This window comes from Streptomyces sp. NPDC127092 (assembly GCF_042722475.1).
Taxonomy (GTDB): Bacteria; Actinomycetota; Actinomycetes; order Streptomycetales; family Streptomycetaceae; genus Streptomyces.
This window is the reverse complement of sequence record NZ_JBHXFE010000008.1, coordinates 31,451-57,356: the sequence shown is the minus strand read 5'-3', so window position 1 is coordinate 57,356 and position 25,906 is coordinate 31,451. Positions and strand designations below refer to the sequence as shown.

The following is a 25,906-nucleotide window of genomic DNA, read 5'->3' as shown; positions in this document are numbered from 1 at the left end:
GAGGGAGGGGCAATGAGGGGGGTGGGGGGAGACGGAGGTTGGGAGCGAACCCGAGCTCGGAGGGGGGGTCGTGGGGGGGGGGAAACCCCCCCCGGGCCCCTTTTCGTACGGTCAGCCCATCCGTAATGCCGGGAATGACCAGGTCTTCGATACTGGGGCCACTGCCGCCCCGAGGAGAGCCCGTGGCCAACCCCGTACCCCCGCGCGACCGGACCGACCAGCCCTGGCGCTCGGAAGGGGCACCACCGCCCCCGCCGGCCAGGAAGAAGATGCCCGGCGGCTGGGGCGGACTCATCCTCACCGCACTCGTCGTCTACCTGATCGCCAACCTCGTCCTGTCCTTCTTCAACGAGAAGGAAGGGCCGACCATCTCCTACACCGAGTTCGACAAACAGGTCGCCGCCGGCAACGTCACCAAGATCTACTCCAAGGGCGACGCCATCCAGGGCCAGCTGAAGAACAAACAGCCCGTCCCCAGCGGCGACGGCGACTACACCAAGTTCATCACCCAGCGGCCCGCCTTCGCCGACGACGACCTGTGGGCCCAGCTCACCAAGAACAACGTCGTCGTCACCGCCGAGCCGGTCGTCCAGGAACGCAGCTTCCTCGCCAACCTGCTGATCTCGCTCGCCCCGATGCTGCTCCTCGTCCTCCTGTGGGTGTTCATCGCCCGCCGCATGAGCGCCGGCATGGGCGGCGCCGGCGGCATGCTCGGCCGCAAGGCCCCGCCCAAGCCCGTCGAACTCGAAGGCGGCAGACGCACCACCTTCGAGGACGTCGCCGGCATCGACGAGGTCGAGGGCGAACTCAACGACGTCGTCGACTTCCTGAAGAACCCCGACGCCTACCGCGACATGGGCGCCAAGATGCCCCGCGGCGTGCTGCTCGCCGGACCGCCCGGAACCGGCAAGACCCTGCTCGCCCGGGCCGTCGCCGGCGAGGCCGGCGTGCCCTTCTTCTCCGCCTCCGCCTCCGAGTTCATCGAGATGATCGTCGGCGTCGGCGCCTCCCGCGTCCGCGAACTGTTCAACGAGGCCCGCAAGGTCGCACCCGCGATCATCTTCATCGACGAGATCGACACCATCGGCCGGGCCCGCGGCGCCGGCGCCGGCATGGGCGGCCACGACGAACGCGAACAGACCCTCAACCAGATCCTCACCGAGATGGACGGCTTCACCGGCTCCGAAGGCGTCATCGTCCTCGCCGCCACCAACCGCGCCGACGTCCTCGACCCGGCCCTCACCCGCCCCGGCCGCTTCGACCGGATCGTCCACGTCAACCCGCCCGACCGCGGCGGCCGCGAGGCCATCCTCAGGATCCACACCCGGCAGATCCCGCTCGCCCAGGACGTCGACCTCGCACACGTCGCCAAGACCACACCCGGCATGACCGGCGCCGAACTCGCCAACCTCGCCAACGAAGCCGCCCTCCTCGCCGTGAAACGCCAGCAGAAGTCCGTCACACAGTCCGACCTCTCCGACGCCCTGGAGAAGGTCCAGCTCGGCGCCGAACGCCCCCTCGTCATGCCCCTGGAGGAACGCCGCCGCACCGCCTACCACGAGAGCGGCCACGCCCTCCTCGGCATGCTCCAGCCCGGCGCCGACCCCGTCCGCAAGATCACCATCGTCCCCCGCGGCCGCGCCCTCGGCGTCACCCTGTCCACACCCGAGTCCGACAAGTACGCCTACACGGAGGAGTACCTGCGCGGCCGCATCATCGGCGCGCTCGGCGGCATGGCCGCCGAACAGGTCGTCTTCGGCGTCATCACCACCGGCGCCGAGAGCGACCTGGAACAGGTCACCAACATCGCCCGCGGCATGGCCGGCCGCTGGGGCATGAGCGAACGCGTCGGCCGCCTCACCGCCATCCCCGGCGACGCCCAGCAGGCCTACGGACTCTCCGCCGCGCCCGCCACCCTCGACACCGTCGACGAGGAGATGCGCCGCATCGTCGACGAGTGCTACGAGAGCGCTTTGCGCCAGCTCCGCGAGCACCGCGACAAGCTCGACGCCCTTGCCGAGGCCCTGCTGGCCAACGAGACCCTGGAGGAGGCCGAGGCCTACCGGGCGGCGGGCATTCCGCGCCTGGGGAAGGACGCGTAGAGCGGCGGGAAGGGGCGGAGCTGGAGGAGTCGGGGGAGCCGGAGGGACGGACTCGCTTCCGGCGGAACCGGCCAAGGCGGCGGAGCCGGCGCGACCGGCGGAGCCCGCCGGACCGGCGGAGCCCACGGACCGGCAGGTTCAGCGGATCCGGCGGACCGGCAGGTTTCAGCGGATCCGGCGGCAGGTGGGTCCGGCGTGACTCGCGGGCTCGGCAGGTCCGGCGGGGGCCCGCGGGCTCGGCAGGTCCGGCGGGACCCGGTCCGGCCGGCCCTGGCGCCGGTGTCCGTCTCAGGCCGACCGGGCGATCACGTACCGGAAGACGTTCGCCATCCACACCGTCCCGTCCGCGCGGACGTACGGCTCCAGGGCCTCCAGGAGCTCCTTCTCGACCTGGTCCGGATCCGTCGCCCGGACGGCCGCGTCGAACTCACCCGTCGAGAGCAGCCCGCGCACCGCGCTGTCCCGGTCCGCGTAGCCGAACGGGCACGCCACCCGCCCCGACCCGTCCGGCCGCAGGCCCGCCGCCGCGGCCGTCTCCTCGAGAGCGTCCCGGTCCGCCGGGCGCCGGTCCGCCAGCCGCGCCGCGACCCGCAGCACCGACGCCGTCGCACACCGCTCCGCCGGCCCCCAGTCCGCGAGCACGAACGCCGCGCCCCGTTCCGCCATCGGAGTGACCGCGGCCAGGCCCCCGGCCACGCCGGCCGTGCCGTGGAAGGCCGTGACCACGTCGTACGGGCCGCCCTCCGGCAGCCCGGACACCGCGAGCGGAACCCCGGGCAGCCGCTCCCGCGCCAGCGCCACGCGCGCGTGGTCCCGGTCGGCCCCGGCCACCCGCGCCCCGCGCCCGGCCGCCATCAGCAGGGCCAGGCCGGAACCGCAGCCGAGGCCGAGCACCCGCGAGCCGGCGCCCACGCCGAGCCGGCCGTACACCGCCTCGTAGAGCGGGACGAGCATCCGTTCCTGGATCTCGGCCCAGTCGCGCGCGGGGTGGTGCGGGACGAGCGTAGGTGTCATGGAAAGCGCCCCAATCCGTCACTCGGATCCGTACTCGGACGACGACCCCCCGTAGCCAGGGAACTGCGCGAGCGCGCCGCCGTCCAGTGCTGGGGCCGGACGGGCTTCGGCCCCGGCCGCCAGGCGCGGGTTCCGGCCATGAACTCCCGCCCGGGGGAGGGGGCGATGCCCGAGTTCGGGCAGAGGCCCGGTACTGTCCGTCCCACACCGCTCGGGTGCGCGTGACCTGCCGCGCGCCGGGGCGTATGCGCCGCTACGCGCCCTCCCCCCACATCCGTACCGACTGACGGGTACGTGCAAAATATTTGAGTTGCCCCGGAATGGAACCCGGAGGGGATCCGGCTCGTTGTACCCGACGTGAGCACGACACCACCTGTTCTCGCCGCAGAGCTGGCACAGGCGTGGGCCGACATTCAGCGGCACCACCCCGAGCTGCCCGACCTTGCCGCGCCCGAGTCCCTGATCGGAGAGTCCTCGTCCGCCTGTGGCGCCGAGCTCTCCTTCGAGCGACTGCTCCACGAGGCAGTCCATGGCATCGCCGCCGCCCGAGGTGTCCGCGACACCTCCCGGGCCGGCCGCTATCACAACCGGAGATTCCTCGCGATCGCCGAGGAGCTGGGCCTGGACCATCCCGAGGAGCCGCACGCCAGCAGCGGCTTCTCCCTGGTCACCCTGAACCCGGAGGCCAGGCGGCGCTACCGGCCCACCATCGAGCGCCTCCAGCGCGCGCTCAAGGCCCACACCGTCGCGACCGCCGCCGACACCAAGCGCTCCTTCCGCGGACCGGCCGCCCGGCACGGCTCCTCGGGCGGCGGCGTCCGGGTCAAGGCCGTCTGCGACTGCGGGCGCAACGTGCGCGTGGTGCCGTCGGTGCTCGCCCAGGCGCCGATCGTCTGCGGCGGCTGCGGCAAGCCGTTCCGCATCCCGGAGACGGTGGGCGCCGCGAGCTGACCCAGGTCGGCCGACCCGGGGCCGGGGGACCCGGGGCCGGTGGACCGCGCGCGGTCGGCCCCGCGGCGTGTGGCACAATGGCTAGCTGTACTCGACAGTCGCACAGGACCCCTCTCTCCTCCGACTGACGCGTCCATCGGGCACCCGAGTACCGCAACCCCACGTGGCATCTCAAGTGCCCAACCACGTCAAGACCAGGAGACACCACTCCAGTGGCAGTCAAGATCAAGCTCAAGCGCCTCGGCAAGATCCGCCAGCCGCACTACCGCATCGTCGTCGCCGACTCCCGCACCCGCCGGGACGGTCGTGCGATCGAGGAGATCGGCCTCTACCACCCGACGTACAACCCGTCGCGTATCGAGGTCGACTCCGAGCGTGCGCAGTACTGGCTGTCCGTCGGCGCCCAGCCGACCGAGCCGGTTCTCGCCATCCTGAAGCTCACCGGCGACTGGCAGAAGCACAAGGGCCTCCCGGCCCCGGAGAAGCCGCTGCTCGCCCCGGCGACCAAGGAAGCCAAGCGCGCCTCCTTCGACGAGTTCGCCAAGACCCTCGAGGGCGACGACAGCAAGGGTGAGGCCATCACCCCCAAGGCCAAGAAGGCCAAGGCGGACGAGGCCGAGGCTCCGGCCGAGGCCGCTGAGTCGACCGAGGCCTGATCATGCTCGAGGAGGCTCTCGAGCACCTCGTGAAGGGCATCGTCGAGAACCCCGACGACGTGCAGGTCGCCTCGCGCAACCTGCGTCGCGGCCGCGTCCTCGAGGTCCGGGTCCACCCGGACGACCTCGGCAAGGTGATCGGCCGCAACGGCCGCACCGCGCGTGCGCTGCGCACCGTCGTGGGCGCCATCGGCGGCCGTGGCATCCGCGTCGACCTCGTCGACGTGGACCAGGTCCGCTGAAAGTTTGACACCGGCACGGGCCGGGGAGGGCTGACCGCCCACCCCGGCCCGTTGCCGTACGACAGGAGAGATCACCAGTGCAGTTGGTAGTCGCGCGGATCGGCCGCGCCCACGGCATCAAGGGCGAGGTCACCGTCGAGGTGCGGACCGACGAGCCCGAGCTGCGGCTCGGACCCGGCGCCGTCCTGCACACCGACCCGGCCTCCGCCGGGCCGCTGACCATCGAGGCCGGCCGGGTGCACAGCGGCCGGCTGCTGCTCCGCTTCGAGGGCGTCAAGGACCGCAACGCGGCCGAGGCCCTGCGCAACACCCTCCTCATCGCCGACATCGACCCGGACGAACTGCCCGAGGAGGAGGACGAGTACTACGACCACCAGCTCGTGGACCTCGACGTCGTCCTCGCCGACGGCACCGAGATCGGCGTGATCTCCGAGATCTCCCACCTTCCGTCCCAGGACCTCCTCATCGTGGAACGGCCCGACGGCACCGAGCTGATGATCCCCTTCGTCTCGGAGATCGTCACCGAGATCGACCTGGAGAACCAGCGTGCCGTCGTCGCCCCGCCGCCCGGCCTGATCGACGACAGCGAGGCCGTCGTCGCGTCCGCGCGCGAGGCGGAGGCCGGGGACGAGGCTGAGGCTCAGGCTGGGGGCGAAGCTGAGGCTGAGGCCGGGGGCAACGCGGGCGTCGGCGCCGAGGCGGAGACCCGGGCTGCCGAGCAGGGTGTCGACGGCGACAAGAACCCCGACGCCGGCAAGGACGCCTCCTGATGCGCCTCGACGTCGTCACGATCTTCCCCGAGTACCTCGAGCCGCTGAACGTCTCGCTCGTCGGCAAGGCCCGCGCCCGCGGCGTGCTCGACGTCCACGTCCACCACCTCCGCGACTGGACCTACGACCGGCACAACACGGTCGACGACACCCCGTACGGCGGCGGCCCCGGCATGGTCATGAAGACCGAGCCCTGGGGCGACGCCCTCGACCAGACCCTCGCGGACGGCTTCGAGGCCGGCGCACACGAGCCCGTCCTCGTCGTCCCCACGCCCAGCGGCCGCCCCTTCACCCAGGAAGTCGCCGTCGAGCTCTCCGAGCGGCCCTGGCTGATCTTCACGCCCGCGCGGTACGAGGGCATCGACCGGCGCGTGATCGACGAGTACGCCACCCGGATGCCGGTCTACGAGGTGTCCATCGGCGACTACGTCCTGGCCGGCGGCGAGGCCGCCGTCCTGGTGATCACCGAGGCCGTGGCCCGGCTGCTGCCCGGCGTCCTCGGCAACGCCGAGTCGCACCGCGACGACTCCTTCGCCCCCGGCGCCATGGCCAACCTCCTGGAAGGCCCCGTCTACACCAAGCCCCCGGAGTGGCGCGGCCGCGGCATCCCGGACGTGCTGCTCAGCGGGCACCACGGCAAGATCGCCCGCTGGCGCCGTGACGAGGCCTTCCGGCGCACCGCCGCCAACCGCCCGGACCTGATCGAGCGCTGCGACCCCGCCGCCTTCGACAAGAAGGACCGGGAGATCCTCTCCATGCTCGGCTGGGCCCCGGAGCCCGGCGGCCGATTTTGGCGCAGGCCGGAGGGCGTGGAAGAATAGGCCGCTGCCGTGCGTCCGGCGCGCGCCCCTGCCACAGGGGGAACGACGCCCGCCAGGTACGGACGGCGATCAACCATCATTCGTACATACCGCTGATGACCTGTGGCATCAGCGAGGAAAGAGACCTCCATGGCCTCCCTGCTCGACCAGGTCAACGCCGCTTCGCTGCGTTCCGACGTCCCGGCCTTCCGTCCGGGTGACACCGTGAACGTCCACGTTCGCGTCATTGAGGGCAACCGCTCCCGTATCCAGCAGTTCAAGGGTGTCGTCATCCGCCGTCAGGGCTCGGGCGTCTCCGAGACCTTCACGGTCCGCAAGGTCTCCTTCTCCGTCGGCGTCGAGCGCACCTTCCCGGTGAACAGCCCGATCTTCGAGAAGATCGAGCTCGTCTCCCGCGGTGACGTCCGTCGCGCCAAGCTCTACTACCTCCGTGAGCTGCGCGGCAAGGCCGCCAAGATCAAGGAGAAGCGCGACAACTGAGCGTCGGCCCACAGGGTGGCGGGATAGGCTCGCCCCCGATGGACACCGAAGCACAGCACACGGAGCGCGGTCGCTCCTCCGGCGAGGAGGAGCGGTCGCGCTCCGCGCGCGTTTCCGGGACGGTGCCGGGGGCCTCCGGGACTCCGGAAGGAACGGAAGCAACGGAAGCTCCGGCAGCTCTGGAGGCTCCGGAGGCTCCGGAGGAAGAGGCGGGCGAGCCGTCCGGTTTCCTGACCTGGCGCCGCACGGCCGCGATCGGCCTCGCCTGCGTGGTCTTCCTGCTCCTGTTCAGCCACTTCGTGCTCCAGCCGTTCCTGGTCCCGAGCAGTTCGATGGAGCCCACCCTCCAGGTCGGCGACAGGATCCTCGTCAACAAGCTGGCGTACCGTTTCGGCAGCGAGCCGCGCCGCGGTGACGTCGTGGTCTTCGACGGCACCGGCTCCTTCGTCCAGGAGGAGGCCACCGGCAACCCGGTCACCGGCCTGCTCCATGACGCCGCCGCGGCCCTCGGCCTCGCCGAGCCCGACGAGACCGACTTCGTGAAGCGGGTGATCGGCACCGGCGGCGACCGCGTGGTCTGCTGCGACAAGGACGGCCGGATCACCGTCAACGGCGTCCCCGTGCGCGAGCAGTACGTCATGCTGGGCGACCAGCCGTCCAGCGTGCCCTTCGACATCGTCGTACCCGACGGCACCCTGTGGGTGATGGGCGACCACCGCAGCCAGTCCAGCGACTCCCGCGACCACCTCGGACAGCCCGGCGGCGGCGTGGTCCCCGTCGACAAGGTCGTCGGCCGCGCCGACTGGATCGGCTGGCCCTTCGGCCGCTGGTCCACCGTGCCGGAGACCGACGCCTTCGCCGCCGTACCGCAGTGGACCGGAGGCGGTCACGCGACGGGGCGCGGGCGCGGGCATGGGTAGGCGGGGCAAGGCGCCCGCCGGCCGCCGCGGGGCCGAGGACTCCGCGCCGGATGGCGCGGGCCGTACGCCTCCGGGGCGGGCCGAACGACGCAGGCTCGCCCGCAAGGTCAAGCGCCGGCGCCGGCGCTCCGCCATCACGGAGATCCCGCTCCTCGTCACCGTCGCCGTACTGATCGCCCTGGTCCTGAAGACCTTCCTGGTGCAGGCGTTCGTGATCCCGTCCGGCTCGATGGAGCAGACGATCCGGATCGACGACCGGGTGCTCGTCGACAAGCTGACCCCGTGGTTCGGCTCTAAGCCGCGGCGCGGTGACGTCGTGGTGTTCGAGGACCCCGGCAACTGGCTCCAGCAGGAGACCACGCCGCCGTCCGACGACCCGGTGGGCGTCCGGCAGCTCAAGCAGGCGCTGACCTTCATCGGGCTGCTGCCCTCGGCCGACGAGCGGGACCTGATCAAACGGGTCGTCGCGGTCGGCGGGGACACGGTGAAGTGCTGCGGCGCCGACGGACGGATCACCGTCAACGGCGTGGCGTTGGACGAACCGTATCTGCACCCGGGGAACGAGCCCTCGAAGATCCCGTTCGAGGTGAAGGTCCCGCAGGGGAGGGTCTTCGTGCTGGGCGACCACCGCTCCGACTCCGCCGACTCCCGCTTCCATCTCGACGAGCCGGAGCACGGCACCGTCGCGGAGGACCGGATCGTCGGCCGGGCCGTCGTCATCGCCTGGCCGATCGGCCACTGGCGCAGACTGGAAGAGCGCGCGACCTTCGCGTCCGTACCCGAACCGGCGACCAGCCGCGGCGGGGCGGACGCGGCCGCGGCGCGGGGCGTGTCGCATAGTGTTTCCCAGCATGATCTGAACGGATTGCCCCGGCTCCCGAGCCCTGCGGAACTTCTGCTCGTTATGGGAGTGGTGGGCCTGTCCCTGTTCCGGGGCGGGCGATTGCACGGACTGAGGAGTGGATGTGGGGGATTTGGCCGTCGGCGCACGATCCGGACACGGCGAGCCCGACAAACGGCCCGAGCGGCCCGTCCCGTCGGCGGCGGCCATGACGGATGACTCCACGGGACGCCCGGACCCCGATCCACGCTCCGACCGGCGACCCGGCGACCACCAGGGCGAGCACCCGGTGCAGGGCTCCGAGCACCACCCGGACCAGGGCGCGCTGCCGGGCTCCGGCCCGGCGGGCGGTCCCGCTGGCGTCCCTGCCGGCAACCCGGCGGGCGGTTCTGCGGGCGTCCCTGCCGGCCATTCGGCGGGCGGCCCCGCCGACGGCACGGCCGGTGACAGCGGAGGCGGCACCGGGGACGCGGACGGCGGCGACGGCGGCGGGGACGAAGGTGCGTCAGGGCGCGGCCGCGCCCCGAAGAAGCCGCGTTCCTTCTGGAAGGAACTGCCCCTGCTCATCGGCATCGCGCTCGTGCTCGCGCTGCTGATCAAGACCTTCCTGGTACAGGCGTTCTCGATCCCCTCGGACTCGATGATGAACACGCTCCAGCGGGGCGACCGGGTCCTCGTCGACAAGCTCACCCCGTGGTTCGGCTCGGAGCCGGAGCGCGGCGAGGTCGTCGTCTTCCACGACCCGGGCGGCTGGCTCGAGGACGGCAACACGCCCGAGCCCAACGTGGTGCAGACGGTCCTGAGCTGGATCGGCCTCATGCCGTCCGCCGAGGAGAAGGACCTCATCAAGCGGGTCATCGCGGTCGGCGGCGACACCGTCTCCTGCAAGGAGGGCGGCAAGGTCGTCGTCAACGGCAAGGAGCTGGACGAGAGCTCCTACCTCCACCCCGGCTCGGTGCCCTGCGACCCGGCCTTCGGCCCGGTCAAGGTCCCCGAGGGCCGCATCTGGGTCATGGGCGACAACCGGCAGAACTCGCTCGACTCCCGCTTCCACATGGAGCTCGCGGGCGGCGGCACCGTCTCCAACGAGGAGGTCGTGGGCCGGGCCGTGGTCATCGCCTGGCCGGTGAGCCGCTGGGCCACCCTGCCCGTCCCGGAGACCTTCGACCAGCCCGGACTCAGCCAGGCGCTGGCCGCGGCACCGGGCGCGCTCGGCTTCGCCGGGGCGCTTCCCCTGGTGCTGTGGCGGCGCAGGAGGCGCGCGGCCGCGTAGGAGCGGGTCATGGGGGAGCGGAGCCGGTGGGAGCTGGTGGGAGCCAGTGACGTGAGGGCGGATCAGGTAGGAGCTGCTCCCGGGGAGCGGATCGCGGTGAGCCGTTCGCCGGGGAGCCGGTGAGCAGGGAGCGGATCCCCGGGAGCGGAGCCCGGAGCGCGGTGTCCGCCCATACCGCTCGGTAGCGACCCGCGGGTAGGGTGCCGTCCCGGACCGTCGTACGGACGGCCGGCGGATCTCCCGAAGCCCGAGGTGCCCATGAGCGTCGAACCGCGTACGAAGAACGGCCACGGCCGCCTCGGCAATGTCCTGTCGGGGCTGGCCGTGGCCGTCGGCTTCGTGCTCTTCCTCGGTGGCTTCGTCGTCGGGGCCGTCCTCTACCAGCCCTTCTCGGTGCCCAGCGACTCGATGACCCCGACGCTCGACGTCGGCTCCAAGGTCCTCGCGGAGCGCGTCGACGGCGCGGACGTCAAGCGCGGCGACGTCGTCGTCTTCCAGGACCCGCTCTGGGGCAACGTGACCATGGTCAAGCGCGTCGTGGGCGTCGGCGGCGACACCGTAGCCTGCTGCGGAGCCGACGGCAGGCTCACCATCAACGGCAAGCCGGTCGACGAACCGTATCTGCAGGCCGGGAAGGCCGCCTCCGGGCAGAAGTTCTCCGCGACCGTGCCCGAAGGAAGTCTCTTCCTGCTCGGCGACGAGCGGCACACCTCGATGGACTCCCGCGCCCACCTCCAGGAGGCCGGTCACGGCTCGGTGCCGCGTTCGGCCGTCCTCGGCCGTGTCGACGCCGTCGCCTGGCCCGCCAAGGGCGTCCTGGAGCGGCCCGCAGGCTTCGCCGAGCTGCCGGGCGGCATCTCCCGGCCCGGCCCGGTCGTGCCGCTCTTCTCCGCGATCGTCGCCGGGTGTGTACTGATCCTTGCCGGGGCCGCGTACGGGCCGCTGGCCCGGCGCCTGCGCTCCGGCTCCGGGAAGCCCGCGGCGGCGGCCGCGGGGAAGTCCGAGGACAGGGTGAACGCATGACGGCGGGGGACGAAGGCAGCACGACGACGGCGGCGGCCGAAGGGCGCGCCGAGCGGACGACGGAGCCAGCCGACTCGACGGAGCCGACTGGAGTGGACGAGCCGGCGGCCGAGGCGGAACTGGCCGGCGCGGCGGAGGCGACCGGCGCGGCGGAGGCGACCGAGCGGCGGCGGGTGGCGCGAGTGATTCTGCTCGACCCGGACGACCGCATCCTCCTCATCCACGGCTACGAGCCCGACGACCCCGCCCAGACCTGGTGGTTCACACCCGGCGGCGGTCTGGAGGGCGACGAGACCCGCGAGCAGGCCGCTCTGCGCGAACTCGCCGAGGAGACCGGCATCACCGACGTGGAACTCGGCCCGGTGCTGTGGCGGCGCTACTGCTCGTTCCCCTTCGCCGGACGCCGCTGGAACCAGGAGGAGTGGTACTACCTGGCCCGCACCACACAGACCGCCACCGCCCCCGGCGGCCTCACCGAGCTGGAGGCCCGGAGCGTCGCGGGCCTGAGATGGTGGACCTCCGCCGAACTGTCGGCGGCCCGTGAGACGGTGTACCCCAACAGACTCGCCGAGCTGCTGGACACGCTGCTCGACGAAGGACCCCCGAGCACGCCGCTCGATCTCGCCCCGGAAATCGTTTAGGGGCCTGGGCGACTGGCGCACAATAGGGGGACGCACGGCTGAAGGGGAACATGCCATGAGCGCCGAGGACCTCGAGAAGTACGAGACCGAGATGGAGCTGAAGCTCTACCGGGAGTACCGCGACGTCGTCGGGCTGTTCAAATACGTGATCGAGACCGAGCGGCGGTTCTACCTCACCAACGACTACGAGATGCAGGTCCACTCGGTCCAGGGCGAGGTGTTCTTCGAGGTCTCGATGGCCGACGCCTGGGTCTGGGACATGTACCGGCCGGCTCGGTTCGTCAAGCAGGTCCGCGTCCTCACGTTCAAGGACGTGAACATCGAGGAGCTCAACAAGAGCGACCTGGAGCTCCCCGGCAGCTGAGCCCACCCGCGCGGCCCGCCACCGCGCACCAGCGGAAACCGCCCGAACGAGTGGCCCGGTTATCCACAACCGGCCGACTGTCCACAGCGCCGCACACGCTGAGCAGCGGTGCGTCACAGTCGGTGCCGGAGGTGGTACCGAATGAACGCAACCGGAGCACTCGGGCGGTACGGCGAAGACGTCGCCGCCCGCACACTCGCCGCGACCGGCCTGCACATCCTCGCCAGGAACTGGCGCTGCGGGCGGGCCGGCGAGATCGACATCGTCGCCCGCGACGGCGACACCCTCGTCATCTGCGAGGTCAAGACCCGCCGCGACGGCACCTTCCAGCACCCCATGGAAGCCGTCACCCCACGCAAGGCCCAGCGACTCAGGCACCTCGCCGCCCGCTGGCTCGACACCCACGGCGGACCACCCGCCGGCGGCGCCGTCCGCATCGACCTCATCGGCGTCGTCCTGCCCCGCCGAGGCGCACCCGTCATCACCCACGCCCGGGGGGTGGCCTGAATGGGATTCGCCCGCACCTGCTCCGTCGCCCTCGTCGGCGTCGAAGGCGTCGTCGTCGAGGTCCAGGCCGACCTCGAAGCCGGAGTCGCCGCCTTCACCCTCGTCGGACTCCCCGACAAAAGCCTCACCGAAAGCCGCGACCGCGTCCGCGCCGCCATCGTCAACGCCGGCGCCGAATGGCCCCAGAAGAAACTCACCGTCGGCCTCAGCCCCGCCTCCGTCCCCAAAGGCGGATCCGGCTTCGACCTCGCCGTAGCCGCCGCCGTCCTCGGCGCCGCCGAACGCATCGACCCCCGCACCATCGCCGACCTCGTCCTCATCGGCGAACTCGGCCTCGACGGCCGCGTCCGGCCCGTCCGCGGCGTCCTGCCCGCCGTACTCGCCGCCGCCGACGCCGGCTACCGGCAGGTCGTCGTCCCCGAACAGACCGCCGGCGAAGCCGCCCTCGTCCCCGGAATCTCCGTCCTCGGCGTCCGCACCCTGCGCCAGCTCATCGCCGTCCTCGCCGACGAACCCGTCCCCGACGAAGAACCCCACGACGACGGCAGACCCGACCCCATGCTCGCCGGACTCCTCGTCCCCGGCGCCGGAATCGGCACCGGACTCGCCGCCGACCCCGGCGACGGACCCGACCTCGCCGACGTCGCCGGCCAGCACACCGCACGCCGCGCCCTGGAAATCGCCGCAGCAGGAGGCCACCACCTGCTCCTCACCGGACCACCCGGCGCAGGGAAAACCATGCTCGCCGAACGACTCCCCGGCATCCTCCCGGCCCTCACCCGCCAGGAATCCCTCGAAGTCACCGCCGTCCACTCCGTCGCCGGCATCCTCCCGCCCGGCGAACCCCTCGTCCACCGCCCGCCCTACTGCGCACCCCACCACTCCGCGACCATGCAGTCCCTCATCGGCGGCGGCAACGGACTGCCCCGCCCCGGCGCCGTCTCCCTCGCCCACAGAGGCGTACTCTTCCTCGACGAAGCGCCGGAATTCTCCACGAAATCCCTCGACGCACTCCGCCAGCCCCTCGAATCCGGACACGTCGTCGTCGCCCGAGCCGCCGGAGTCGTCCGCCTCCCCGCCCGCTTCCTCCTCGCCCTCGCAGCCAACCCCTGCCCCTGCGGACGCCACACCCTCCACGGCACCGGCTGCGAATGCCCCGCATCCGTCATCCGCCGCTACCAGGCCCGGCTCTCCGGACCCCTCCTCGACCGCGTCGACCTCCGCGTCGAAGTCGAACCCGTCACCCGAAGCGACCTCCTCGGCCAAGGCGGCCGCGGCGAACCCAGCACCACCGTCGCCGACCGCGTCCGCGAAGCCCGCGCCCGCACCGCGGCCCGCCTGACCGGCACACCCTGGACGGTCAACAGCGAAGTCCCCGGCCACGAACTCCGCACCCGCTTCACCGCTGCACCCGGCGCCCTCGCCGCCGCCGAACGCGACATCGAACGCGGCCTGCTCACCGCCCGCGGCCTCGACCGCGTCCTCCGCGTCGCCTGGACCGTCGCCGACCTCGCCGGCCACGACCGGCCCGACAGCGAAGACCTCGCCCTCGCCCTCGAACTGCGCACCGGCATCGCCCGAGGCGTCCCCGCCGCAGCCGGAGCCACAGGAGAGTGGTCATGACGACCCCGCCCGACGAGGAACGCCTCGCCCGCGCCGCCCTCACCCACATCATCGAACCCGGCGACGCACACGCCGGCCGCGCCTTACGCCGCCACGGCGCGACACACTTCCTCGAACTCCTCACCGACGGCGACCACGAGACACTCCCAGCCGACGCCGACAACGAGGCCCCGTCCCCGGCGACCGGAGATCCGCCCGACACCCGCGGCACCGCACACCACGGCCAACGAGCACACCACCACGCACACGACAGCACAGCCCTGCCCGGCACCGGCGACAAGCGGATCGCGAGCTGGCGGCGCCGGGCCCGGACCGCCGCACCCGAACGCGACCTCGACCACGCCACCCGCCTCGGCGCCCGCTTCCTCATCCCCGGCGACACCGAGTGGCCCACCCAGCTCGACGACCTCGGCGACACCCGCCCCATCGGCCTCTGGGTCCGCGGCCCCGCCGACCTCCGCACCTGGGCCCTCCGCTCCGTCGCCGTCGTCGGCGCCCGCGCCTGCACCCCCTACGGCGCCCACACCGCCGCCACCCTCGCCGCCGGCCTCGCCGAACGCGGCTGGGTCGTCGTTTCCGGAGCCGCCTTCGGCATCGACGGCGCCGCACACCGCGGCGCCCTCGGCTCCGGCGGCGCCACCGTCGCCGTCCTCGCCTGCGGCGTCGACGTCCCCTACCCCCGCGGCCACGCCGCCCTCATCCGCCGCATCACCGAACAAGGCCTCGTCATCGGCGAACTGCCACCCGGCGGCCACCCCACCCGCAGCCGCTTCGTCCTCCGCAACCGCGTCATCGCCGCCCTCACCCGCGGCACCGTCGTCGTCGAAGCCGAATACCGCAGCGGCTCCCTCGTCACCGCCCGCGCCGCCGCCGACCTCGGCCGCCACACCATGGGCGTCCCCGGACCCGTCACCAGCGGCCTCTCCGCCGGAGTCCACGAACTCCTCCGCGGCGACGCCACCCTCGTCACCGACGCCGCCGAGATCATCGAACTCGTCGGCGACCTCGGACAGTTCGCCCCACCCCGCCGCGGCCCCGTTCTGCCCCGCGACCTCCTCGACCCCGACACCGCCCGCATCCTCGAAGCCCTCCCCGGCCACCACCCCGCACCCCTCGCCGACATCGCCGCCCGCGCCGCCGCCGACCCCGACCACACCCTCGCCAAGCTCTACGAACTCCACTCCCTCGGGTTCGTCGAGCGACAACACGACGACTGGCAGTTGACGACCAGACGGACAGAACCCTCGAACGCCCGGCATGGCGGTACTTGACCCGGAGCATTCGGGTGAAAAGGTGAAGCCGATGAGCAATCGAGTTCTCTCGGCCGCACCCGAGGGGCCGACCCGCGCCACGGCCCCCGTTCGAAGATGTGGGCGACGGCAGCCACCCGGACCGGCGCGATCCGCAGACGTTCGCGCACCGCGACAGCCCACTCACGCTACGCTCACGAGGATCCCCAGCCCGACGACCGTAACGACCCCTTCGCACCCGACAGCAGAACGGCTCAAGGCGACGCATGCCCCAGCACACCTCCGGGTCTGACCGCGCTGCGGTGCCCCCAGCAGCCCGGGGCACCGTGCGACCGCCCGCACCGACCTCGCTCGACGAACTGTGGCGCTCCTACAAGGACACCGGCGACGAACGGCTGCGGGAACAGCTGATCCTGCACTACTCACCCCTCGTGAAATACGTCGCCGGACGCGTCAGCGTCGGCCTGCCCTCCAACGTGGAGCAGGCCGACTTCGTCTCCTCAGGAGTCTTCGGACTCATCGACGCCATCGAGAAGTTCGACGTCGAGCGGGCCATCAAATTCGAGACGTACGCCATCACCCGCATCCGCGGCGCCATGATCGACGAACTCCGCGCCCTCGACTGGATCCCCCGCTCCGTCCGCCAGAAGGCCCGCAACGTCGAACGTGCCTACGCCACCCTCGAAGCCCAGCTGCGACGCACCCCCACCGAGGCCGAGGTCGCCGACGAGATGGGCGTCACCCTCGAGGAACTGCACTCCGTCTTCAGCCAGTTGTCCCTCGCCAACGTGGTCGCCCTGGAAGAGCTCCTGCACGTCGGCGGCGAAGGCGGCGACCGGCTCTCCCTCATGGACACGCTCGAGGACACCGCCGCCGACAACCCCGTCGAGGTCGCCGAGGACCGCGAACTGCGCCGGCTCCTCGCCCGCGCCATCAACACGCTCCCCGAGCGGGAGAAGACCGTCGTCACCCTCTACTACTACGAAGGCCTCACCCTGGCCGAGATCGGCCACGTCCTCGGCGTCACCGAGAGCCGCGTCAGCCAGATCCACACCAAGTCCGTCCTCCAGCTGCGCGCCAAACTGGCCGACGTAGGCCGCTGACCGAGCGAGGCCCCCTCGCCGTACAGTGGACCCGTGCCCAGGATTCGAGCGGCCTCCGTGGCCGAGCACCGGACCATGCAGCGCGGCGCCCTGCTCGACGCCGCGCGTTCCCTGCTGTCCGAAGGCGGAACGGAGGCGCTGACCTTCCCCGCCCTCGCCGAGCGCACGGGCCTCGCCCGCTCCTCCGTCTACGAGTACTTCCGCTCCCGGGCCGCCGTGGTCGAGGAGCTGTGCGCCGTCGACTTCCCCGTCTGGGCCGCCGAGGTCGAGAGCGCCATGGCCGCCGCCGCCACCGCCGAGGGCAAGGTCGAGGCGTACGTCCGCACCCAGCTGGAGCTCGTGGGGGACCGGCGCCACCGCGCGGTGGTCGCGATCTCCGCGAGCGAGCTCGACGACGGCGCCCGCGAGAAGATCCGCGCCGCCCACGGCGGCCTGGTCACCATGATCGTCGAAGCCCTCACCGACCTGGGCCGCCCCCAGCCCCGCCTGGAAGCCATGCTCCTCCAGGGCGTCGTCGACGCCGCCGTCCGCCGCATCGAACTCGGCGCGGCCGAGGACCCGGCGACCATCGCGGAAGCGGCGGTCTCGATGGCCCTGGGCGGCGTGCGCGGCGCCTGAGCCCGGGCCCAGCCCTCGCCCCCGCCGGCGCGCTCTCTCCCGACCTTCGGGGGCCTCCCCCCGCCCCCCGCCCCCACCCCTCCCCGCCCCGCCCCCCGCCCCCGCGCCCCCCCCGGTCCCGCTCTACGCAGGTGGTTGCCCCGCAGGTGGTTGCGCCCAGACCGGTAGCAGCCTCGGGGTTCGTCCGCCGATCAGGGTCAGCGGGTTCAGATAGGTGTTGCCGCGCAGCAGGCCCCAGTGGAGGCAGCTGCGTGGGCAGTGGTCGCCCTGGTCTGCGACGTGGGCGATGACGTCGCCCGCGCGGACGGGCGTGCCCGGGCGGACGAGGGGGTCCACCGGGCCGTAGGTGGTGCGCAGGGGCGGTGTGCCCGTGTCCGGGAGGGTGAGGGTGAGGACGCCGTGGCCGGCGACGGGGCCCGCGAAGGTGACCGTGCCGGCGGCGGGGGCGCGGACCGGGGTGCCCGGTGGGGCGGCGAGGTCGATGCCGCGGTGGCCCGCGGCGTAGGGGCCGGGGGGTGGCTCCCAGCCGCGCAGGACTTCGGGGCGGGGCGGGCCCACCGGCCAGATCGCGGTGACCAGGGTGAGCAGCAGGGTCGCGGCGGGCGCGAGGTGAAGTTTCATGGGTGCAGGTTGCCCGGGCGGCTGGGGTCGTGACGGGCATCACCGGAATCTGTGGACAACTGCCGGGTTGTGGACAGTGCCGTCACCCGGTGCCTTCGGGGTCCCGTACACTTTCCATGGCGACCCGGGTCACCGGGTCGACTTCGCACGCCCCGCCACCGGTCTCCTCGGCGGGTGGCAGCGCCGATCGGTCCCTTGTGGCACGGCGCGTTGGGGCGTCAGGACACAACCGATCAACTCAAGGAGATACGGCCATGGCCGTCGTCACGATGCGGGAGCTGCTGGAGAGCGGCGTCCACTTCGGTCACCAGACCCGTCGCTGGAACCCGAAGATGAAGCGCTTCATCTTCACCGAGCGCAACGGCATCTACATCATCGACCTGCTCCAGTCGCTGTCGTACATCGACCGCGCCTACGAGTTCGTCAAGGAGACCGTCGCCCACGGCGGCTCCATCATGTTCGTCGGTACGAAGAAGCAGGCGCAGGAGGCCATCGCCGAGCAGGCGACCCGCGTCGGCATGCCGTACGTCAACCAGCGCTGGCTGGGCGGCATGCTCACCAACTTCTCGACCGTCTACAAGCGTCTGCAGCGCCTCAAGGAGCTCGAGCAGATCGACTTCGAGGACGTGGCCGCCTCCGGCCTCACCAAGAAGGAGCTCCTGGTCCTCTCCCGCGAGAAGGCCAAGCTGGAGAAGACCCTCGGTGGTATCCGCGAGATGCAGAAGGTGCCGAGCGCCGTCTGGATCGTCGACACCAAGAAGGAGCACATCGCCGTCGGTGAGGCGCGCAAGCTCCACATCCCGGTCGTCGCGATCCTCGACACCAACTGCGACCCCGACGAGGTCGACTACAAGATCCCGGGCAACGACGACGCGATCCGCTCCGTCACCCTGCTCACCCGCGTGATCGCCGACGCCGTCGCCGAGGGCCTCATCGCCCGCTCCGGCGCCGCGACCGGCGACCAGAAGCCGGGCGAGAAGGCCGCGGGCGAGCCGCTCGCCGAGTGGGAGCGCGACCTGCTCGAGGGTGAGAAGAAGGCTGACGAGGCCCCGGCCGCCGCCGAGGCCCCGGCCGCCGAGGCCCCGGCCGCCGAGGCGCCGGCCGCCGACGCCGAGCAGGCCTGACCCTTCCGGTCCCTCAGGACCTTCGGGTGACGACGGCGGGGGCCCACGAAGCCTCCGCCGTCCACCCGTGGACCCGCCCGATCTTTCAGACTTCGAGAGAGAAACAGACTCATGGCGAACTACACCGCCGCTGACGTCAAGAAGCTCCGCGAGCTCACCGGCGCCGGCATGATGGACTGCAAGAAGGCCCTGGACGAGGCCGACGGCGACGTCGACAAGGCCGTCGAGGCCCTGCGCATCAAGGGCCAGAAGGGTGTCGCCAAGCGCGAGGGCCGCTCCGCCGAGAACGGCGCCGTGGTCTCCCTCATCGCCGACGACAACACCTCCGGTGTCCTGGTCGAGCTGAAGTGCGAGACGGACTTCGTCGCCAAGGGTGACAAGTTCCTCGCCGTCGCCAACAAGCTGGCCGAGCACGTCGCCGCCACCACCCCGGCGGACATCGAGGCGCTGCTCGCCTCCGAGATCGAGGCCGGCAAGACCGTCCAGGCGTTCGTGGACGAGGCCAACGCCAACCTCGGCGAGAAGATCGTCCTCGACCGCTTCGCGCAGTACGCCGACGGCTTCGTCTTCGCGTACATGCACCGCACCATGCCGGACCTGCCGCCGCAGATCGGTGTCCTCGTCGAGCTCGACAAGGAGAACGCCGAGGTCGCCAAGGGTGTCGCGCAGCACATCGCCGCGTTCGCCCCGAAGTACCTGGACAAGGACGACGTCCCGGCCGAGGTCGTCGAGTCCGAGCGCCGCATCGCCGAGGAGACCACCCGCGCCGAGGGCAAGCCCGAGGCCGCGATCGCGAAGATCGTCGAGGGTCGCGTCAACGGCTTCTTCAAGGACGCCACGCTGCTCGGCCAGCCGTACGCCCTTGACAACAAGAAGACCGTCAAGCAGATCCTGGACGAGGCCGGCGTCACCCTGAAGCGCTTCAGCCGCATCAAGGTCGGCATCTGAGTCCGTACGCAACGGACACCGGACCCCGGTAGGGTCTGAAGCAGCCGCTCGCGTGCGCGCGGGACGGCCGCAGATCTGACGAGGAGGCCATTGCCGTACGGGACACCGCAAGGACCCCAGGCAATGGCCTTCTTCGTATGTGCACGAGGAGATCCCCATGAATCAGGGCGCCGCACAGGGCGACGACAACAACGGCAAAAAGGCCGGCCGCTTCATGCTGAAGCTGTCCGGTGAGGCTTTCTCGGGAGGCACCGGCCTCGGAGTCGACCCGGATGTCGTGCACGCCATCGCGCGCGAGATCGCCGCCGTCGTCCGCGACGGCGCCCAGATCGCGATCGTGATCGGCGGCGGCAACTTCTTCCGTGGCGCCGAGCTCCAGCAGCGCGGCATGGACCGGGCCCGTTCCGACTACATGGGCATGCTCGGCACCGTGATGAACTGCCTCGCCCTCCAGGACTTCCTGGAGAAGGAGGGCATCGACTCGCGCGTCCAGACCGCCATCACCATGGGCCAGGTCGCCGAGCCGTACATTCCGCTGCGGGCCGTGCGGCACCTGGAGAAGGGCCGCGTGGTCATCTTCGGCGCCGGTATGGGCATGCCGTACTTCTCCACGGACACGACCGCCGCCCAGCGTGCCCTGGAGATCGACGCCGAGGCCCTGCTGATGGGCAAGAACGGTGTCGACGGCGTGTACGACTCCGACCCGAAGACCAACCCGGACGCGGTCAAGTTCGACGCGCTGGAGTACGGCGAGGTGCTGTCCCGCGATCTGAAGGTCGCCGACGCCACCGCCATCACCCTGTGCCGGGACAACACCCTTCCGATCCTCGTGTTCGAGCTGCTCGCCGAGGGCAATATCGCTCGCGCGGTGAAGGGTGAGAAGATCGGCACGCTCGTGAGCGACCAGGGCACCCGGGCCTGACCCGAACCGGGAACCGCCCCGCGAGGGGGCCGCACCCCGTCAGGGGGACGGTCCCCGCGAGGGGGATGGACAGAGCCCTGCCGGTCGTACACCGTGCAGGACACAACGCGACGACACGCAGGAGCAAGTGGTGATCGAAGAGACCCTCCTCGAGGCCGAGGAGAAGATGGAGAAGGCCGTCGTGGTCGCCAAGGAGGACTTCGCCGCGATCCGTACGGGCCGTGCGCACCCGGCGATGTTCAACAAGATCGTGGCGGACTACTACGGTGCCCTCACCCCCATCAACCAGCTGGCGTCGTTCTCCGTGCCGGAGCCGCGCATGGCCGTGGTGACGCCGTTCGACAAGAGCGCGCTGCGCAACATCGAGCAGGCCATCCGCGACTCGGACCTGGGCGTCAACCCGAGCAACGACGGCAACATCATCCGGGTGACGTTCCCGGAGCTGACCGAGGAGCGCCGCCGCGACTACATCAAGGTCGCGAAGGGCAAGGCCGAGGACTCCAAGATCTCGATCCGCTCGGTGCGCCGCAAGGCCAAGGAGACCATCGACAAGTTCGTCAAGGACGGCGAGGTCGGTGAGGACGAGGGCCGCCGCGCGGAGAAGGAGCTCGACGACCTCACCGCGAAGTACGTGGCGCAGGTGGACGAGCTGCTGAAGCACAAGGAAGCCGAGCTCCTCGAGGTCTGATGAACGACTCATCCTGGAGGTCCCCGGCCGGATCCGGCTTCGGAGGACCCGACCAGGGGCCTGCCCCGGCGGGTCCCGCCTACGACGGGCGGCAGGCGGCGCAGACTCGGCCCATGCCCATCGTGTCCGACGTTCCCGCCGGCGACAACCAGGACGATCACGACCGGGGGGCCGCTCTGCCGAGCGGTCCCCTGTTCCGTGACGAGACGCCGCACGAGCACCCGCCGCACGAGCACCCGCAGGAGCCCATGTCCAGCCCCTCCCAGCCGCCGCCCGCTCCTTCGCCCCGGCAGCAGCCGCGGCAGAAGAAGAGCGCGGGCCGTGACCTGGGTGCGGCGATAGGGGTCGGCGTGGGGCTCGGCGCGGTCATCATCGCGTCGCTGTTCATCTGGAAGCCGGCGTTCGTCGGGGTGATAGCGGTCGCCGTGGTGGTCGGCCTGTGGGAGCTGACCTCGCGTCTCCAGGAGCGCAAGGGCATCAAGGCGCCGCTGGTGCCGCTCGCGGTCGGCGGCGCGGCGATGGTCGTCGCCGGGTACGTGCGGGGCGCGGAGGGCGCGTGGGTGGCGATGGCGCTCACGGCGCTGGCCGTCCTCGTGTGGCGGATGACGGAGCCGCCCGAGGGCTATCTGAAGGACGTCACGGCGGGTGTGTTCGCCGCGTTCTACGTGCCGTTCCTGGCGACGTTCGTGGCGCTGCTGCTGACGGCGGACGACGGTCCGCAGCGGGTGCTGACGTTCCTGCTGCTGACGGTGGTCAGCGACACGGGCGCGTACGCGGTCGGCTGGCGGTTCGGCAAGCACAAGCTGGCGCCGCGGATCAGTCCCGGGAAGACGCGGGAGGGTCTGCTGGGGGCGGTCGCGTTCGCGATGGCGGCGGGCGCGCTGTGCATGCAGTTCATGATCGACGACGGCACGTGGTGGCAGGGTCTGCTGCTCGGTCTCGCGGTCGCGGCGAGTGCGACGCTGGGCGATCTGGGCGAGTCGATGATCAAGCGTGATCTCGGCATCAAGGACATGGGGACGCTGCTGCCGGGGCACGGCGGGATCATGGACCGTCTGGACTCGCTGCTGCCGACGGCGCCGGTGGTGTGGCTGCTGATGGTGGTCTTCGTCGGCAGCGGCTGACCGGCTCGGCCGGGCGGGCCGGTTCCGGCCGGGCAGGCCGGTTCCGGTCCGGTGGGCCGGGTCCGGTTCCGGCCGGGCGGGCCGCGAGGCCGACGGCTCGTGCGGTCGTGCACGTCGTGGAGTTCGTTGACGAAGGGCCCGTCGTCCCCCTGGGGCGGCGGGCCCTTCGGCGTACGCCAGGCGGGGGACGTCGGCGGCGGGGCCGTCGCCCCGGCGGGTCCGTGAGAGCAGGCATCGGACCATGACAGCGAAGGCAGAGCCGGACCCGAAGCCGGCCCGGGCCGGTGGCGTCCTGCTGACCCTGGCGGCCGGGCAGTTCCTGATGGCGCTCGACAGCTCCGTCATGAACGTGTCCATCGCGACGGTCGCCGAGGACGTGGGCACCACGGTCACCGGGATCCAGGGCGCGATCACCGCGTACACGCTGGTGATGGCGATGCTGATGATTCCCGGCGGCACCGTCGGGGCGCTGATCGGCCGCAAGCGCGCCTTCATGACCGGCTGCCTCGTGTACGGCTGCGGATCGCTCACCACGGCCCTCGCGCCGGACCTGACCGTCCTGCTGATCGGCTGGTCGTTCCTGGAGGGTGTCGGCGCGGCGCTCATCATGCCCGCGATCGTGGCCCTGGTGGCCGGGAACTTCGCGACGGAGCGGCGCCCTGCCGCGTACGGCGTGGTGGCGGCCGCCGGAGCCGTCGCCATCGCGCTCGGACCGCTGATCGGCGGTCTCGCCACGACCTACTTCTCCTGGCGGTGGGTCTTCGCCGGCGAGGTGCTGCTCGTCCTCGTCATCCTCGTCTTCGCCCGCCGCATCGCCGACGCGCCGATCACGGAGCCGCCGCGGCTCGACCTGTTCGGGGCGTTCCTGTCCGCCGCCGGTCTGGGGGCCTTCGTCTACGGCGTCCTGCGGGCCGGCGCGTGGGGCTGGGTGCGGCCCAAGCCCGACGCGCCCGCCTGGCTCGGTGTCTCCCCGACGGTGTGGCTGGTGCTCGCGGGTCTGCTGCTGCTCTGGTGCTTCCTGCGCTGGGAGGCCCGGCTCGCCCGCGGCGGCGGGGATCCGCTGGTGGACCCGGCGATGCTGCGGAACCGGCAGCTGACCGGCGGACTGACCATGTTCTTCTTCCAGTACCTGGTGCAGATGGGCGTGTTTTTCCTCGTCCCGCTGTACCTCTCCGTGGCCCTCGGTCTGTCGGCGCTGTCGACGGGCGCCCACATCCTGCCGCTGTCGGTGACGCTGCTCGCGGCCGCGCTGCTGATCCCGCGCTTCTTCCCCGGCGTCTCCCCGCGCCGGGTGGTGCGGCTCGGCGTGTTCGCGCTGCTCGCGGGGGCGGTCGTCCTGATGGCCGCCCTGGACGCGGACGCGGGGGCGGAGGTCGTCACCCTGCCGCTGCTGCTCATCGGGCTCGGCATGGGCGCGCTGGCGTCCCAGCTGGGGGCGGTCACCGTCTCCGCCGTCCCCGACGAGGAGAGCGCCCGGGTCGGCGGTCTGCAGAACTCCGTCACCAACCTCGGGGCCTCCATCGGTACGGCGCTGGCCGGCTCGATCATGATCGCCGTGCTCACCTCGTCGTTCCTGACGAGCGTCGACCAGAACCCGGCGATCCCCGCCGAGGTGAAGAGCCGGGCCTCCGTGGAGCTCCAGAGCGGCATCCCGTTCCTGTCGGACGCCCAGCTCACCGACGCCCTGGACGAGGCGGGCGCCGACCCCGCGGTCGCGGACGCCGCCCTCGACGCGAACGCCGCCGCCCGTCTCGACGGCCTGCGCGCGGCCCTCGCGATCCTCGCCGGCGCCTCCGTCGTGGCGCTCTTCTTCACCTCCCGGATCCCCCGGACCCAGCCCGGCCGGGCCCGGCCGTGACGGCCGGCGCCCTTCGGCTCCGGGACACCGGCCGCGGTCTGCGACACTGGTAGGACCATGCCCAAGCCCGGAGAACTCACTTTCGTCGCCCCGCGCGGAGCCAAGCAGCCCCCGCGGCACCTCGCCGACCTCACGCCCGCAGAGCGCAAGGAGGCGGTCGCCGCGATCGGCGAGAAGCCGTTTCGCGCCAAGCAGCTGTCCACGCACTACTTCGCGCGGTACGCGCACGACCCGGCGGAGTGGACCGACATCCCCGCCGCGGCGCGCGAGAAGCTCGCGGGGGAGCTGCTGCCCGATCTGATGTCGGTGGTGCGGCACGTCTCGTGCGACGACGACACCACCCGTAAGACGCTGTGGCGGCTGCACGACGGCACGCTCGTGGAGTCGGTGCTCATGCGCTACCCGGACCGGGTGACCATGTGCATCTCCTCGCAGGCCGGCTGCGGCATGAACTGCCCGTTCTGTGCGACCGGCCAGGCCGGGCTCGACCGGAACCTGTCGACCGCCGAGATCGTGCACCAGATCGTCGACGGCATGCGCGCGCTGCGCGACGGCGAGGTGCCCGGTGGTCCGGCGCGGCTGAGCAACATCGTCTTCATGGGGATGGGCGAGCCGCTCGCGAACTACAAGCGGGTGGTCGGGGCGATCCGGCGGCTGACCGATCCCGAGCCGGACGGTCTCGGCCTGTCGCAGCGCGGCATCACGGTGTCCACCGTCGGCCTGGTGCCGGCGATGCTGCGGTTCGCGGACGAGGGCTTCAAGTGCCGGCTCGCGGTGTCGCTGCACGCGCCGGACGACGAGCTGCGCGACACCCTCGTGCCCGTGAACACCCGCTGGAAGGTCCGTGAGGTCCTCGACGCGGCCTGGGAGTACGCGGAGAAGTCCGGGCGCCGGATCTCCATCGAGTACGCCCTGATCCGCGACATCAACGACCAGGCCTGGCGCGGCGACCTCCTGGGCCGGCTGCTCAAGGGCAAGCGGGTGCACGTCAACCTGATCCCGCTGAACCCGACGCCCGGCTCCAAGTGGACCGCGTCCCGCCCCGAGGACGAGAAGGCGTTTATCGAGGCCATCGCCGCCCACGGCGTGCCCGTCACCGTCCGTGACACCCGCGGACAGGAGATCGACGGTGCCTGTGGACAGCTGGCCGCCGCCGAACGCTGACCTTGTACTCTGAGCTCGAACACATCTGCATATTCCGACAGGGGAGCGCCACAGCGCTGAGAGTGCGGTGACCTGCCTGGCCAGAGCCAGGCACAGCGACCGCAGACCCTCTGAACCTCGCCCAGGTCATTCTGGGTAGGAAGTTCGGTCGTAACTCGAGCTGTTGCGCCCTGCCCGCGCCCCATTTTTCCCGGCGTGGGCCGGATCGCGTCTCCTTCTTGTCCCACCCCGCAGGAACTTCCCGTGAAAACCCAGAAG

27 protein-coding genes and 1 riboswitch are annotated in these 25,906 nt (G+C 71.7%); of the genes, 25 read left to right on the top strand and 2 right to left on the bottom strand.

What is annotated here, in order from left to right; genetic code table 11:
• Positions 1 to 182: 182 nt before the first annotated feature.
• Complete coding sequence (gene ftsH, locus ACFWJO_RS09225) at positions 183 to 2,102, top strand: ATP-dependent zinc metalloprotease FtsH (protein WP_386864117.1); 1,920 nt, start codon at positions 183 to 185, stop codon at positions 2,100 to 2,102.
• Positions 2,103 to 2,390: 288 nt separating this feature from the next.
• Here ftsH and ACFWJO_RS09220 read toward each other — a convergent pair whose 3' ends face one another.
• Positions 2,391 to 3,116, bottom strand: a complete 726-nt coding sequence (locus ACFWJO_RS09220; RefSeq protein ID WP_386864116.1) for a class I SAM-dependent methyltransferase — start codon at positions 3,114 to 3,116, stop codon at positions 2,391 to 2,393.
• A gap of 357 nt (positions 3,117 to 3,473) precedes the next feature.
• Between ACFWJO_RS09220 and ACFWJO_RS09215 the strand changes: the two genes are divergently transcribed.
• The 17 genes from ACFWJO_RS09215 to ACFWJO_RS09135 all read left to right on the top strand — a co-directional run bounded on the left by ACFWJO_RS09215 (position 3,474) and on the right by ACFWJO_RS09135 (position 17,199).
• Positions 3,474 to 4,067 (top strand): hypothetical protein, encoded by a 594-nt coding sequence (locus ACFWJO_RS09215; protein WP_384421813.1) that lies wholly within the window; start codon positions 3,474 to 3,476, stop codon positions 4,065 to 4,067.
• 212 nt (positions 4,068 to 4,279) lie between these two features.
• The gene (gene rpsP / locus ACFWJO_RS09210) at positions 4,280 to 4,723 is read left to right on the top strand and encodes a 30S ribosomal protein S16 (protein WP_384421815.1); all 444 of its coding nucleotides are present in this window, start codon (positions 4,280 to 4,282) and stop codon (positions 4,721 to 4,723) included.
• Between the two features lie 2 nt (positions 4,724 to 4,725).
• Positions 4,726 to 4,965 (top strand): RNA-binding protein, encoded by a 240-nt coding sequence (locus ACFWJO_RS09205; RefSeq protein ID WP_056566048.1) that lies wholly within the window; start codon positions 4,726 to 4,728, stop codon positions 4,963 to 4,965.
• 77 nt (positions 4,966 to 5,042) lie between these two features.
• Entirely contained in the window at positions 5,043 to 5,735 is a 693-nt protein-coding gene (gene rimM / locus ACFWJO_RS09200; RefSeq protein ID WP_386864115.1) for a ribosome maturation factor RimM, read from the top strand.
• The gene (gene trmD, locus ACFWJO_RS09195; protein WP_386864114.1) at positions 5,735 to 6,556 is read left to right on the top strand and encodes a tRNA (guanosine(37)-N1)-methyltransferase TrmD; all 822 of its coding nucleotides are present in this window, start codon (positions 5,735 to 5,737) and stop codon (positions 6,554 to 6,556) included. The genes rimM and trmD overlap by 1 nt, the downstream gene beginning before the upstream one ends.
• Positions 6,557 to 6,685: 129 nt before the next feature.
• Positions 6,686 to 7,036 (top strand): 50S ribosomal protein L19, encoded by a 351-nt coding sequence (rplS, locus tag ACFWJO_RS09190; protein ID WP_384421821.1) that lies wholly within the window; start codon positions 6,686 to 6,688, stop codon positions 7,034 to 7,036.
• Positions 7,037 to 7,074: 38 nt separating this feature from the next.
• A complete protein-coding gene (gene lepB, locus ACFWJO_RS09185) occupies positions 7,075 to 7,956 on the top strand; it encodes a signal peptidase I (RefSeq protein ID WP_386864113.1) in 882 nt (293 codons plus the stop codon).
• The gene (gene lepB / locus ACFWJO_RS09180; protein WP_386864112.1) at positions 7,949 to 9,016 is read left to right on the top strand and encodes a signal peptidase I; all 1,068 of its coding nucleotides are present in this window, start codon (positions 7,949 to 7,951) and stop codon (positions 9,014 to 9,016) included. The genes lepB (ACFWJO_RS09185) and lepB (ACFWJO_RS09180) overlap by 8 nt, the downstream gene beginning before the upstream one ends.
• Positions 8,922 to 10,070, top strand: coding sequence for a signal peptidase I (gene lepB, locus ACFWJO_RS09175; RefSeq protein ID WP_386864111.1), 1,149 nt, complete (start codon positions 8,922 to 8,924; stop codon positions 10,068 to 10,070). The genes lepB (ACFWJO_RS09180) and lepB (ACFWJO_RS09175) overlap by 95 nt, the downstream gene beginning before the upstream one ends.
• A 258-nt stretch (positions 10,071 to 10,328) precedes the next feature.
• Positions 10,329 to 11,093 carry a signal peptidase I gene (gene lepB, locus ACFWJO_RS09170; protein ID WP_386864110.1) on the top strand — a complete coding sequence of 255 codons (765 nt, stop codon included), beginning with the start codon at positions 10,329 to 10,331 and terminating at the stop codon, positions 11,091 to 11,093.
• Positions 11,094 to 11,185: 92 nt separating this feature from the next.
• Positions 11,186 to 11,734, top strand: a complete 549-nt coding sequence (locus ACFWJO_RS09165) for an NUDIX hydrolase (protein WP_386864215.1) — start codon at positions 11,186 to 11,188, stop codon at positions 11,732 to 11,734.
• Positions 11,735 to 11,789: 55 nt separating this feature from the next.
• Complete coding sequence (locus tag ACFWJO_RS09160; RefSeq protein ID WP_005311352.1) at positions 11,790 to 12,098, top strand: DUF2469 domain-containing protein; 309 nt, start codon at positions 11,790 to 11,792, stop codon at positions 12,096 to 12,098.
• 141 nt (positions 12,099 to 12,239) lie between these two features.
• Positions 12,240 to 12,605 carry a YraN family protein gene (locus ACFWJO_RS09155; protein ID WP_386864109.1) on the top strand — a complete coding sequence of 122 codons (366 nt, stop codon included), beginning with the start codon at positions 12,240 to 12,242 and terminating at the stop codon, positions 12,603 to 12,605.
• Entirely contained in the window at positions 12,606 to 14,228 is a 1,623-nt protein-coding gene (locus tag ACFWJO_RS09150; RefSeq protein WP_386864108.1) for a YifB family Mg chelatase-like AAA ATPase, read from the top strand.
• Positions 14,225 to 15,499 (top strand): DNA-processing protein DprA, encoded by a 1,275-nt coding sequence (gene dprA / locus ACFWJO_RS09145; protein ID WP_386864107.1) that lies wholly within the window; start codon positions 14,225 to 14,227, stop codon positions 15,497 to 15,499. The genes ACFWJO_RS09150 and dprA overlap by 4 nt, the downstream gene beginning before the upstream one ends.
• A 245-nt stretch (positions 15,500 to 15,744) precedes the next feature.
• Positions 15,745 to 16,581, top strand: coding sequence for an RNA polymerase sigma factor WhiG (gene whiG / locus ACFWJO_RS09140; protein ID WP_128977543.1), 837 nt, complete (start codon positions 15,745 to 15,747; stop codon positions 16,579 to 16,581).
• 57 nt (positions 16,582 to 16,638) lie between these two features.
• Complete coding sequence (locus ACFWJO_RS09135) at positions 16,639 to 17,199, top strand: TetR/AcrR family transcriptional regulator (RefSeq protein WP_386864214.1); 561 nt, start codon at positions 16,639 to 16,641, stop codon at positions 17,197 to 17,199.
• Between the two features lie 123 nt (positions 17,200 to 17,322).
• On the opposite strand, the gene ACFWJO_RS09130 is transcribed toward ACFWJO_RS09135, so the two are convergent.
• A complete protein-coding gene (locus ACFWJO_RS09130; protein ID WP_386864106.1) occupies positions 17,323 to 17,820 on the bottom strand; it encodes a M23 family metallopeptidase in 498 nt (165 codons plus the stop codon).
• 254 nt (positions 17,821 to 18,074) lie between these two features.
• Here ACFWJO_RS09130 and rpsB point away from each other — a divergent pair, with 254 nt between their 5' ends.
• The 7 genes from rpsB (at position 18,075) to rlmN (ending at position 25,648) form a co-directional block, all read left to right on the top strand.
• A complete protein-coding gene (rpsB, locus tag ACFWJO_RS09125; protein ID WP_384421839.1) occupies positions 18,075 to 18,944 on the top strand; it encodes a 30S ribosomal protein S2 in 870 nt (289 codons plus the stop codon).
• 111 nt (positions 18,945 to 19,055) lie between these two features.
• The gene (gene tsf, locus ACFWJO_RS09120; protein ID WP_386864105.1) at positions 19,056 to 19,892 is read left to right on the top strand and encodes a translation elongation factor Ts; all 837 of its coding nucleotides are present in this window, start codon (positions 19,056 to 19,058) and stop codon (positions 19,890 to 19,892) included.
• Between the two features lie 157 nt (positions 19,893 to 20,049).
• A complete protein-coding gene (gene pyrH / locus ACFWJO_RS09115) occupies positions 20,050 to 20,814 on the top strand; it encodes a UMP kinase (RefSeq protein ID WP_356699840.1) in 765 nt (254 codons plus the stop codon).
• A 130-nt stretch (positions 20,815 to 20,944) separates the two neighbouring features.
• A complete protein-coding gene (gene frr, locus ACFWJO_RS09110) occupies positions 20,945 to 21,502 on the top strand; it encodes a ribosome recycling factor (protein WP_384421845.1) in 558 nt (185 codons plus the stop codon).
• Entirely contained in the window at positions 21,502 to 22,626 is a 1,125-nt protein-coding gene (locus tag ACFWJO_RS09105) for a phosphatidate cytidylyltransferase (protein ID WP_386864104.1), read from the top strand. The genes frr and ACFWJO_RS09105 overlap by 1 nt, the downstream gene beginning before the upstream one ends.
• Before the next feature lie 241 nt (positions 22,627 to 22,867).
• A complete protein-coding gene (locus ACFWJO_RS09100) occupies positions 22,868 to 24,484 on the top strand; it encodes an MFS transporter (protein WP_386864103.1) in 1,617 nt (538 codons plus the stop codon).
• A 57-nt stretch (positions 24,485 to 24,541) separates the two neighbouring features.
• Positions 24,542 to 25,648, top strand: a complete 1,107-nt coding sequence (gene rlmN, locus ACFWJO_RS09095) for a 23S rRNA (adenine(2503)-C(2))-methyltransferase RlmN (protein ID WP_384421851.1) — start codon at positions 24,542 to 24,544, stop codon at positions 25,646 to 25,648.
• A 29-nt stretch (positions 25,649 to 25,677) separates the two neighbouring features.
• Positions 25,678 to 25,808, top strand: a riboswitch (TPP riboswitch).
• Positions 25,809 to 25,906: the final 98 nt, after the last annotated feature.